An 11,514-nucleotide genomic window follows, 5' to 3' on the forward strand; every position below is an offset into this window, starting at 1 on the left:
TCGTCTGCTGGAACGATTGCCAGAGTACGCGGCAGTCAGCTCCATGGGCATGACTTAAATCAATCGTCTTCGGCCCCGCGCGGCAGGCGTTGTGGCAGCATGCGGCTTTCCGTGCAGCGGGCGTGTGACAACCCTCATGATGATGAACGATTTCCAGCAGCTGCTGCACGCCGCAGGCCAGCAGGCTGAACCGCAGCGCTTGCTGTTCGTATTCGTGCGCGCCGAGCTGCCCGAATCACCCACCGACGACCAGCGCGACCGGCATGACCGCCGTGAGGGCGGCACCCTGTCGCCGGTGCTGTGCGTGGACAAGCTGCCAGCCGAGGTGCCCAGCTTCAAGGCGCTGGCCACCGAATCCACCACCACCGGCATCGACTGGGACCTGGTGTTCGTGGCGGCGCTGGACGGTCGCGCCGGTTTCGCTCCCAACAGCGATGAGGCCGCCCGCCCGCTGAAGCTGATGGTCAACGCCATCCATGACGGTCAGATCGGCCGCTTCGCCGCCTTCGACCGGGGCGGCGAGCCTGTTCAGTTCTATTGAGCCACCAGCTGCAGGGTCAGGAAGAAGATCACCAGCACGGTGTTCAGCCCCCAGGCCACGGTCAGCCCGCGCGCGGCCACGCCCAGGTTGGGGTTGTGCGCAGTAGGCGCCGCCCGCCACACCGCCGGGATGATCCAGCCGGTATAGAGCAGCAGTACGGCAAATACCCCCAGCAGCAGCGGGGTGCGCTGGTTGGCCAGCGCCCAGAGGGCTACCGCCCACAGAATGTTGCTGGGAATGACGCCCTGCAGCCAGAACACGCTCCAGAGCCGGGAACGACCCTGCGCGTCAGGTGCCGGGTGCAGGGAAGCAGTGGCGGTCATAAGTCTCCTTCAGTTTAGGAAACGTGCCGGACCAGCCTGCGCTTGGTGGCTGGGAACGTCAACCCGCGTCGCACGTCACGCTTTGGCGTCGGCGGGTCCCCGCCATGCTCGACTCAGGCCCCCGCGGAGCCTGTCGCCATCACCCCTTCCCACCCGCTTCCCTCCCTCGCCCAACCTCGACACCTGTCGCAGATTGCACGGTTCGGGCGGATCACCACGCCAGCCAGCGCTGGCAGTGCTTAACAGCGTGGGAGAATGCCGAAAGCGTCTCCAATCGAGCGATGTTTGCAACTCTTCTGATTGGCATTGCACAGCGCCAGGGGCTCAGATGGCGTGCCACCGGAAAAGGGTGGCCGGGCTTCGAACACCCGAGTTGATGTTGATGTATGCGCTTGCCAGCCGGCGTCACCTCAGCGTGGCGCCGGCTGGCAATCCGTCTGCCGGCTATGGCGGGCGGTGCGTGGGGGCTTCCGGGCCCGCCGGACTGACATCAACCCGGTGTTCGAACCACGTACCGCCCGCCACTTTTATGGGTGGCGGCTACCGATTGCCCTGCACGGAGCCTTGCCATGAACGAATCGGACTTCCCGCATCTGCACGCCTATCGCAGCACCGCCCACGACGACGGTTCGCCACAGGCTGTGCCCGCAGTGGACAGGAACACCTTCATTGCCAACCTCCATCGCATCGGCGTCGGTGCGGCGGCCGATGGCCAACCCTGGCCGGAGCGGCATCAGCTGCCCGGGCGCTGCCTGGCCCTGGCCGATGCCGATTGCGCGTTGAGCGGGTTGCGGGTAGTGCTGGAAATGCTGCTGGCGGCGGAGCGCACCCGGCAGAACGGCGAACCGGAGCAGTACGTGGGCGACCGGGTGATGGAGGGGTTGGTCATGGCTTGCCAGTCGTTGTGCGCGCAGGCGGAGGGGCGGTTGCAGCCCGAAGGGTGAACGCCAGGCGCAACGGCCTTCAGCGAGGAACGCTTTCAACAGGCGTCAATGCTCGCTGAAAGCGCTTCTCAGATCGACGCCGATGATCGGAGAGAAGTCCACCTTGCACAGCTCCAGCTCGAAGAGTTGATCGTGATTATCCAGGCACAGGGTGACTCTCACCGGCACGCCGTCGGCATCGGCAAGCATGGCAGTGGCAATATCACTGCCGAAAAGCTGGGTCGTGCTGGACAGGAACACCACGCCCCCGAATCCGACGACCTCCACGTCCTCCACCTGGGCGAGCGCCAGATCCTTCAACAACCGTTCGGACAGTTCGGTCGTCTCAGGCAGCAGCCTGTGGATGAGAGAGACCTCGTCGGGGGTGAGGAATCTGGGCACGGGATGTCCTTCAGGGCACTGCACCCGCCATCGGCAGATGCTCGATCCGCCATGTCCTGGCGTAGATGAGAATGACGCTTCCGGTCGAGCTGGTCTCGAGACGGAAACACTTCAGGCCGGACAGCGGATAGCCGACCGCCTTCCAACGATCAAGAAGATCAGCAAGTCCCGGCTCGTTATCGTCAACCCTGGCGAACTCAATTCGCTCTTCACCCAGTAAAACTGGCAGAGCGTTCTGCGCGAGCAGACATCCTGTGCAGCATGAGCCGGATAGGAAACAGCCATGACAACGCATCGATGGAGAAGTTCTTCCAGCGACAGTAGCGGGAACATACAAAGCAGAGGATCTAAAGCAATCACGACGAGACACGCGCAAACGTCGCCCTGCACATCGAGATGTTCTAGAACCCAAGACAGCGCCACGGCTCCAGCGACGAGCCGCCCCAATAAAGTTCGAGACGCAGCAGGCACTTGGCGGCTGATGGCTACCCGGGAAACACTGGACGATTAACCTTTGGATCAGGCCCCGCCCAGCTTCTTAACATTCTTCTCCTTCACCACGTCCAGCATCGATTTGACCGCCTCAATTCCATGATTCAGGGCCACTATTAGAGAATCGCAAAGTTTCAGATCATGATCATCCAACGCCGGGACTAGTTCCTTCAGCAACTTCAGCGCTAGATCCGTCTTCCCCAATAGCGCCAATGCAGTTGCATGATTGATATGAGCGTGAGCACCTCTCAAGCCCCGCGTCTCAAGAAATGATGCAAATTCCATCAAGGTCATTGAAGACTTCGCTTCAATAACGTTTCGCAGCTCGATCGATGAAAGAATGCTCTCAACCACATCATCGTCTGCCATTTGATCCCTTCCGATAAACGGCCGATCCGCGATTCGGCTGCTGTAGGAAAGATGCGGCCCAAAGGAGTCAAACAATGGAAATACAAAATTCCATACATAGAGCCCCCTTGGGACGAACTCCAGAACAATTCCTTGTGCCACATAGTCATAGTCACTTCGGAAAAAATATCCGCTTGACCCGCCGATCAGGCCGGACCTTTTCCGCAGAAGGCTGCAAATGTATCGCTTGTTCATCTTATCAACGGCCTTCAGGCTTAAGTTCCACCACGAGAGTTCCCTCGGGGAGATTCTTGACGTACTTATTGTACTGATCCCAGGAGATGTAAGCCCAACCAGTCTTCAGATCGAAGATGGCTTGAGGTGCATCAACTGGGCCGTACACAGCGTCCGCCCGTGAGGACCCCGGGTACCCATACCTAACAACCCTACGGCCAGCGTAGCTCACCTCAGTCGCATACTGAGACGTCGGGCATGTGGTATCCACCAGGCGCTTGAACTCACTATGGATGAGCGTTCCGCGTATCCAAGGCAGTGAGCAACGCCATCCACAGGTGGCGTCAATGGTGGACGCTGCTTGGTTTGCCAGCCTCTGGAGCCGATTTCCGACCGCCTGCAACTCCGGTGAAACAGGTACGGCCTGAGGTATGTATTTTTTATCGGCCAAGCCTAGCGGATCGACACGGCCAGTGGGATCTCCGCTTCCATACGCGAACGAGTTCAGTCCACCCATCAACCCAATCGGATCGCTCTGGGTATACCGCCCCACTGCCGGGTCGTATTCCCTCCGATAGTTGTAGAACAGCCCACTCGCATCCGTCGCCTGTTGGCCCGGGAATCGCAGCGCCAACTCGAATGCCACGCCATCGCCGTCCGGGTCGGTACTCGGAATCTGGTTGCCGAACACCTCGCTCTTGTTGCTCCACTCCCAGATCGCCACATCGCGCGCCGGGTCGATCACCACGCGCGGCGTACCCAGATGGTCCGGCTGGATGTAGGCCAACTCCGGCACACCTGCGCTTGGCACGCTGATCAGCGCCACCGGGTAGTTGTCCAGCCAGATGGCCTGCTGCTGCGCCTGGCCCGTGGCCGAGTAGTTGCCCAGCCACTGCCCTGCTTCGTTATACAGGGTGATCTGTGCAGCGCCACCAGCCGGGGTGCGCAGCACGCGCTCGCCGCGATGGTTGTAGGCGTAGCTTTCCAGTACGGCGTTGCCTTGCTTCACCGCGTTCATGCGGTTGGCATCGTTGTAGATGAACGTCTTGCCGCCGATGCTGGTGGTGTTGCCCACCGCGTCATGGTTGCGCGCTTCACCATCCACCGCAGTCAGGCGATGACTGGTTGCGGGATAGGTGTAGCTGGCAGTGCCCGCCGAAGTGGTCAGCGCGGTGCGATTGCCGGTGGCGTCGTAGGCATAGGTTTCAATCGGCGTGCCGGTCGCACCGTCCTGGGTCTGGGTCAGGCGACCCAGCGCGTCGTAGGCGTACTTGGCCAGTACCGTCGAGCCAGTGCCGTTCTTCAGCTCGGTGATCGAACCGACCGGATCATAGCCGTAGCCCAGCGACAGGCCATCTGCGGCCGGGTCATGTACCGCCTGCGGGCGGTAGTCCAGATCCAGCGGACGCTGCAGCTGGCGGCCATTGCCGTAGGTCCAGCCGGTCGCCGGACCGAAGGCTGCATAGCTCACGTTGTTCACCACGATCTGGCGCGCCTGGCCGGGCCGGGTCAGGCCGATCTGGCTGATGCGGCCCTGGATATCACGCACGTAGTCGGCCACGCTGCCGTCGGGGTAGGTCAACGCAGTCAGACGGCCCGACTTGCTGTAGGCGTAGCGCAGCGTGCTGGCCACACCATTGACGGTCTGCACCTTGCGGGTGACCTGACCGAAGCGGTCATGGCAGTACTGGGTGCTGCCGTTGGCATGCAGCACCTGCCCCAGCCGCCCCTTGGCGAAGCGCTCGTCGGCGGCGCAGGCCGCTGGCGCCACGTCATAGCTGTAGCCTACGTCCAGATTGGGGTCCGGATAGGCGACTCCGATCAAACGGTTCAGCGCATCGTAGTGATAGGTGGCGGTGACGCCGCGCGCGTCGGTAGCGGCCTTGCGATTGCCTGCCGCGTCCACGGTGTAGCTGCTGGCGCCACTGTCCGGGCTGACCTGTCCGGTCAGATCACCGAAGCCGTTGTAGGCGTAGGTGGTGTGCAGGCCCTTCGGATCAGTGACCTGGGTGACCTGGTCCAGCGCGTTGTACTGGCTGCGGATCTCCGCCGCGACGCCGCCCACGTCCTGCAGGGTCTGGGCCAGGCGGTTCAGCGGGTCGTACTGCTGGCTGGTCACGCGCTGCAGTGCGTCGGTCACCGTCTGCAGGTTGCCGTTGGCATCGTAGGCAAAGCCGGTAGCGTGATTGCCTGCGTCCTTCAGCGCGGTCAGCTGGCCGAGCGTGTTGAACGTGCGTGCCAGGGTACGGCGCAGCGTGCCACCGGTGTCCAGCGTGTCTTCCTTGAGGCGGTTGCCGGCATTGTCCAGTGTGTAGTGAATCGTGTTGCCTGCGTTGTCCTCGATGTCGGTCAAGCGCAGCGCAGCATCGTAGACGTAGGAAACGCTGCTGCCATCCGGCTCGGTGATCTTCTGCACCTGGCCCGTCGGCCAATAGCTCAGCTGGGTGACCCGATCCTCGGCAGTGGTCGCGCCGCGTACGGTGATCGAGGTCGGCCAGCCGCGAGCATGGTACGTGTAATCGGTGACCACGCCGTTGGCGTCCTTGACCGACAACGGCCGCCCGAACGCGTCGTAGGCCAAGGTCTCGACCGTCTGGCCCAGCGCATTGGTCACGCTGCGCAGGTCGCCCTTGCGATAGCTGCAGGCGCCATTGGCCGCGCATCCCGCATCATCCGCCGGGTAGTAGGCGTAGGTAACGGCATCAACCACATCCGTGCGCGGACCATCCACACTCTTCAGCAGCCCTTCCACAGGGCAGCTCCCTGCCGCAGCCACGTCCGCAGCTTCGCAATACGTGTAGCTGGTGATGCGCGTCTGACCGGACGCGATGTCGGTCACCGTGTTGGTTGTCGGCTGTCGCCGGGTATTGAAGGACGTTCGGGTTTCACGATTGCCGATGCGGGTGGTCAGTACCGCATTGGTTTCGACGTCGCGCGCGGTGGTCACCACCCGCTGTTCGGGCAGGCCGACCGCTTCGGTCACGGTATGGATGCTGACGGCACGACCGCTCACCGGATCGGTGCCCTGCGCATAGGTGTGCTTGGTCTGGATGCCGCGGCGATCGGTGTAGGTATCCAGACGCCGGCGGAAGTCGACACTCTGGTCGTAGTAGGTTCGGCTGACGGTTCCCTGCGAATCCGTCAGGCCGGTCACCTTGCGCGACGGCGCAGTGTCGCCGCCGGGTGTCAGGGTGTAGTCGGTCTGCCGCCCAAGCGCGTCGGTCACGACCGCACCGCCATTGGGGCTATAGGCCAGCGTCACGCCATCGGCACCGCCGGCGTGCTGACTGGAAATGACACGGCCGTCGGAATCATAGGTAAAAGTGCTGTAGCGACGCCCGTCCTCCGCCGTGATGCCGGTCAGATGCTGGGGGAAAGCTTGGTTCTCGTAGTGATACGTGCGCACACCGCCACCCGCATAGGTCACCGTGGCAACCTGGTTCTGCGGCGTGTAGGTATAGGTGGCGAGCGCAATGCCTTCGACCAGTACCGAACTGATCAGCGCCTCATAGTCGTTGGACTGGTGGACGAACTCCAGCGTGCGGCCACTGCTGTGGGTGACGGCCGCAAGGCGGTCGCTGTCATCGTAGATATAGGTCAGCGACGTGGCATCCGGGAAGCGCTTGGTGATCAGACGCCCGTCCGCGCCGAAGGTCGAGATGGAACCCGCCGAATACAGCGTCCAGTTACCGTTCTGGACGAGACGATCACCACTGTCGTCGTCCGCCTCATAGGCTTGGCCGATCTTCTTGAATGCACGCTGGAAACCGGTGCTTTCAATGATGCCCACACTGTCAACGCCATCCAGTGCCAGGTGGGCGCCCAGCGAATGGGTCCAGCCATAGCCAAAGCCGCCGGATGAGGTGGAGATGCCGGAGTGATAGAACCGCGTCAGCGCGATCCAGCCCAGATCGAAGTCCGGCGCGATCTCATACTTCTCGCCCGTTTTAACATCACATGGGTTGCCGACATTGCCGTCGCAGGTACCGCCGTTGGAGGCCGGGTCATTGTCGGGAATCGGACTCATGTTCGCAGCTGTATCCTTGCGGGACATGGGGCAGTTACCGTTGCCGCCATCCTTGTCGCACTTCTGCGACTTCGAGGTGATGGTCGCAACGAAGTCCTCGTTGACGCAGGCGTTGTGCTTGTTGGACCACTGCGTAAGCGGAACAGGGCAATCAAGGCGGCGCTTGCGGCCGAAGGCCGCCTGACTCACGTGGGGCGTGCAGGGCGATTCGGCCGTGTTCTGCCCAATCATATGCGTGATCTGATAGAACCTGGACTCGACCACCCCCTCCATTTCGGGCACACCCGAGAACCAGTCTCCCTGTGGAGTCACAGCAGCACCCGGACAGACAGGATTGGTGGCCTGGACGCGCGCGAGATAGCTCGCGACCATCGCCTCTTCGGTCGTAAATTCCGCCGTGGCCAGATAGGTCCAGTCTGGATCCGAAGGTTGCGCCTTCCCCATCCAGTAGGTGATCGACGTGTTTCCGTTCAAGTCCACGACTTTCGACTTGATCTTGTCGACAGACTGCCAGCCGAACTGGAACTCCGGCGGGAACGGGCTGGGCGCCGGCAGGTTCTTGATGGCGGCCACCGCCGCCTGTTGGGTCTTGTATTGCGTCGCATCGCCACCGGGCTGCGAAATGCGCCAGGTGATCTTGCTTTCCTGAGCCTGTGCCACCGCAGGGGCGAAGCAGCCGACGGCAACAATGGCCAGCGCGGCACGCGAGAAGCTCTTCAGTCGTTCCAACACCCCTGTTCTCCTTCCTGGACGAACACAGCGCCGGCGGGAACGAGAACGCGGAGGTGTTCCCCACGTCATGCTTCGGATCGTCCCTGGTCCGGAATGCGGCAGTTGCCACATGCCGCCTTTATCGTTGAGGACGCTCGCACATTCAAGTGTGGAGTCGCGTAACCGGTCACAGATTCAAGCATCCGTGGCCATTCAGCGGCCTACGCCCGGCTCCCATGACTTCTTCTACAGGGAGTCCGTGTTCATAGCTCACAACACCACCTGCACAACTGCCGCACACGCCCTGCTCTTCTCGGGATTCACGCGCGGCTCGCACCGCTACCTGGCAACCGGCCACACCCTCCAGCGCGAGGACCCTGCTTCGGTGGTGGCCGCGATTCAATCGGTCTCCGGCATCTTGGAGTAGCCGTTCCAGGCAACGGCTTCCCCGGTTGTTCCCGGCTACTGCCCACGCAGGCGCACCGCAAAGTACCGCGCCGGGGAAAGGCCAAGCGCCTTCTTGAACATGGTGATGAAGGCCGTCACCGACTCATAGCCCAGCGTCTCGGAAACGCGTTGTACCGGTGCACCACCGGCGAGTTCACGAATGGCGATGAGCAGATGCAGCTGCTGCCGCCAGCGCCCGAAGGACAGACCCGTTTCTCGCTCAATGAGCCGGGTCAACGTGCGCTCTCCCAAGGCCAGGCGCATGGCCCACTGGCTGATGGTGCTGCGGTCTGCCGGGTCAGCCGACAGCGCCGCAGCCAGCGCACGCACCTTCGGGTGATGGCTGACGGGCAACGACAGGTGCTCGGCCGGCATTTGTACCAGCTCGTCCAGCAACACCCGCGCCAGCCGGTCGGTATGGCTGCCATGCGGGTAGTCCAGTGGCGCGTCGGCCAGGTGCAGGATCATCTCGCGCAGCATCGGGGAGATCGCCAGCGTCACGCACTGCGCTGGCAGTTCGACGACGCCGGGCTCGACGAACAGGTAGCACAGGCGCGCGTTGGCGGTGGCGCGGTTGCTGTGCGGCATGCCACCCGGAATCCAGACGCCACACTGGGGCGGCACGATCCACAGTGCATTGGCCACTTCGCAGGTCACCGCCCCATGCAACGCAAGAATGAGCTGGCCCTTGCGGTGCTCATGTACGGGAATTTCTGCGTCGTGCTCGGCCACCTGAAGGCGGCTGGCGACCGCCGGGCGATCGGTCTCGTCCGGGTCCAGGTCAAAGCCGGGGAGCGAAATGCGAGCCATTCTCACATTGACCGGTTTTAGCGATTGGTTGTCATTGTAGCGAAATTCGCCAGTGCGACCGATCACTAGCATGAGCCGCATGCACGCCCCCACCCCATTTCGCCCCAACGTGCGCCAGGCATTTGCACGGTTGAAGAGCCCCGCCCTCAGGACCGACCAAGAGGCGGTGCTGTTCTCGCTCAAATGCCTGCTCGCCGCGTCGCTGGGGCTGTATGTCTCTCTAAGGATCGGCCTGAATCGCCCGTTCTGGGTGATCGGCACGGTCTATCTGGTGTCGCAGCCCCTTTCCGGGGCGACGCTCAGCCGCGGCCTGTTCCGCCTGCTCGGTACCGTGGGCGGGGCCATCGCCACCGTCGCGCTGGTGCCACGCTTCGCCAATGCGCCCCTGGTGCTGAGCGCCGCGCTGGCCACGTGGATGGCGCTGTGCCTGTATCTGGCGATGCTCGACCGCACGCCACGTGCGTACGCGTTCCTGCTGGCCGGCTATACCACCAGCCTGATCGGGTTTCCTGCGGTGATGGTGCCGGGAGACGTGTTCACCATCGCCATCACGCGGGTGCAGGAAATCTCCATCGGCATCCTGGCCGCCACCCTGGTACATGCGTTGGTGCTGCCGCGCCGGGTCTCGATGCGCGTGCACGCGCGGGTTGCCGCCGTGCTGGATGATGCGGAACGATGGACACGCGACATGCGCGCCGGTGCATCGGACACGGTGCTGGCGTCGGACCGCTCGAAAGTGGCAGCCGACCTGCTCGAGCTGCATGTACTGTCGATCCACCTGCCCTTCGACAGCGCCCATGGCGTGGCCCAGGTGCAGATCCTGCGTGCCCTGCATGACCGGATGCTGGACGTACTGATGCTCTCCAGCGCGGTGGAAGATTCCCTCGCCCGGCTGCGCTCACCCCAGGCCAGCGCGATGGATGCAACAGGCTGGCGCGATCTGCTGCAGGCCGGCCTCGCCGCGCAACAGGCCGAACTCGACCTCGCCCACGCCGACTGCCGCGTGCTGCAGGCGCAACTGCACACTGCCCGCCCCGACTGGCACCGGCATGTACCTGCTCGCCTTGCGCGACATGCGCAGGGTGCGGTACTTCACCGGGATCATCGGCTTGCCCTGCGCAGCGCGCTGGGCGCGTTCGTCGGCATCCTGCTGAGCTGCGTGCTGTGGATCATTACTGGCTGGTCGGAGGGCGCCACGGCGGTGTCCATCATCGGCACTGCATGCGTCCTGTTCGGCACCCTCGAAGCGCCGGCACCGCATGTCATGCGCTATCTGCTGGGGTCGTTGATTGGCGTTGCCGTCGGCCTGCTCTACGGTCTGCTGATCTTCCCCGCGCTGTCCGATTTCGTCGGCCTGATTGCCGCGCTCGCGCCTGCGCTGCTGCTGTGCGGATCGTTCCTGGCCCGGCCATCCTTCATCATGGCTGCGCTGGGCGTGGTGCTGACGTTTCCGCTCATCGCGGGACTGGGCGCGACCAATACGGTCAACATCGTCGGCGCACTCAACAACAGCGTTGCATTGTTCGTCGGTACGGCAATGGCACTGTGCAGCATGCAGTTGTTCCAGACCGCCGATGCGGGCCGCAACCGCGCACGGCTGGAGCGTTCGATCCGTCGGGACATCGCACGACACGCCGCCGGACAAGGTGATATGACCCGCGCCTGGCTCAGCCGCATGCTGGATCGAATCGGGCTGCTCGCTCCCAGGTTGCAGGGCCGTTCCAACGCAGCACACGACCTGCGAGCGTTGTTTGCGGACGTTCGTGCGGCACGTGCATCCAGCCAATTCCGCACACTGAACAAGTGCCTGGACGACCCGCACGTTCGGGCGCTTCACGCGGCGCTGATCGAACGCGTCACCGCACATTTCAGGATTCGCGCCCACTCACCACGCAGTGTCGACGCCCATCTTCTGGAACTGGTGGACCGCGTGCGCGAGGCAGCGGCAGCCAGCGCCGAGGCCGATCAAGGGTATCTGCTGCACCTGCTCTGCGGGTTGCGCCGCGACCTGCTGGTCCCCCCGCTCGCCCATCGACACTGACAGCATGCTCTCTGATCTTTCCATTGATGGCGTGCTCATTCCCGGCCTGCTCGCCGTGGCCGCCGCTGCGCTGGCGCTGTCGGTGCTGACCTCACGTCTGCTCGCCAGCCTCGGTCTGTACCGGCTGCTCGTCGCGCGGCCGCTGGTGGGCCTGTCCCTGTTCGTGATCCTGGCGGAGCTGATGATCCGGCTCTCGCCCCTGCTCGAGAAATGAA

General features: G+C 63.3%; 9 protein-coding genes and 2 pseudogenes. 6 read left to right on the forward strand and 5 right to left on the reverse strand.

The features are described 5' to 3' along the window. The first annotated feature begins 136 nt into the window (after positions 1–136). Positions 137–541, forward strand: a complete 405-nt coding sequence (locus SMAL_RS11425) for a hypothetical protein (protein ID WP_012511282.1) — start codon at positions 137–139, stop codon at positions 539–541. Here SMAL_RS11425 and SMAL_RS11430 read toward each other — a convergent pair. Further along, the gene (locus tag SMAL_RS11430) at positions 535–864 is read right to left on the reverse strand and encodes a hypothetical protein (RefSeq protein WP_006371559.1); all 330 of its coding nucleotides are present in this window, start codon (positions 862–864) and stop codon (positions 535–537) included. The genes SMAL_RS11425 and SMAL_RS11430 overlap by 7 nt on opposite strands. Positions 865–1,433: 569 nt before the next feature. Between SMAL_RS11430 and SMAL_RS11435 the strand changes: the two genes are divergently transcribed. After that, a complete protein-coding gene (locus tag SMAL_RS11435; RefSeq protein WP_012511283.1) occupies positions 1,434–1,808 on the forward strand; it encodes a hypothetical protein in 375 nt (124 codons plus the stop codon). A gap of 45 nt (positions 1,809–1,853) precedes the next feature. Here SMAL_RS11435 and SMAL_RS11440 read toward each other — a convergent pair whose 3' ends face one another. After that, the gene (locus SMAL_RS11440) at positions 1,854–2,189 is read right to left on the reverse strand and encodes a DUF6984 family protein (protein WP_006371662.1); all 336 of its coding nucleotides are present in this window, start codon (positions 2,187–2,189) and stop codon (positions 1,854–1,856) included. Between the two features lie 220 nt (positions 2,190–2,409). Here SMAL_RS11440 and SMAL_RS21210 point away from each other — a divergent pair. Beyond that, positions 2,410–2,671 (forward strand): annotated as a pseudogene (locus tag SMAL_RS21210) (IS3 family transposase); the annotation flags it as partial. A 37-nt stretch (positions 2,672–2,708) separates the two neighbouring features. On the opposite strand, the gene SMAL_RS11445 reads toward SMAL_RS21210, so the two are convergent. Together SMAL_RS11445 and SMAL_RS11450 are read right to left on the reverse strand one after the other, a co-directional pair. Next, on the reverse strand, positions 2,709–3,284 hold the full coding sequence (locus tag SMAL_RS11445) for a hypothetical protein (RefSeq protein WP_232273975.1): 576 nt from the start codon (positions 3,282–3,284) through the stop codon (positions 2,709–2,711). A gap of 4 nt (positions 3,285–3,288) precedes the next feature. Continuing rightward, the gene (locus tag SMAL_RS11450; protein WP_012511285.1) at positions 3,289–8,022 is read right to left on the reverse strand and encodes an RHS repeat-associated core domain-containing protein; all 4,734 of its coding nucleotides are present in this window, start codon (positions 8,020–8,022) and stop codon (positions 3,289–3,291) included. Positions 8,023–8,293: 271 nt separating this feature from the next. Between SMAL_RS11450 and SMAL_RS21215 the strand changes: the two are divergent. Further along, positions 8,294–8,428, forward strand: a pseudogene (locus tag SMAL_RS21215) (alpha/beta fold hydrolase); the annotation flags it as partial. A 35-nt stretch (positions 8,429–8,463) separates the two neighbouring features. On the opposite strand, the gene SMAL_RS11460 reads toward SMAL_RS21215, so the two are convergent. Next, the gene (locus SMAL_RS11460) at positions 8,464–9,258 is read right to left on the reverse strand and encodes an AraC family transcriptional regulator (RefSeq protein WP_012511286.1); all 795 of its coding nucleotides are present in this window, start codon (positions 9,256–9,258) and stop codon (positions 8,464–8,466) included. Positions 9,259–9,328: 70 nt separating this feature from the next. On the opposite strand from SMAL_RS11460, the gene SMAL_RS11465 reads away from it, so the two are divergent. Together SMAL_RS11465 and SMAL_RS11470 are read left to right on the forward strand one after the other, a co-directional pair. Continuing rightward, entirely contained in the window at positions 9,329–11,299 is a 1,971-nt protein-coding gene (locus tag SMAL_RS11465) for an FUSC family protein (protein ID WP_232273976.1), read from the forward strand. Positions 11,300–11,303: 4 nt separating this feature from the next. After that, the gene (locus tag SMAL_RS11470) at positions 11,304–11,513 is read left to right on the forward strand and encodes a DUF1656 domain-containing protein (RefSeq protein WP_012511288.1); all 210 of its coding nucleotides are present in this window, start codon (positions 11,304–11,306) and stop codon (positions 11,511–11,513) included. Position 11,514: the final 1 nt, after the last annotated feature.

The organism is Stenotrophomonas maltophilia R551-3, from assembly GCF_000020665.1.
In the GTDB taxonomy this organism is placed as follows: Bacteria; Pseudomonadota; Gammaproteobacteria; order Xanthomonadales; family Xanthomonadaceae; genus Stenotrophomonas; species Stenotrophomonas maltophilia_L.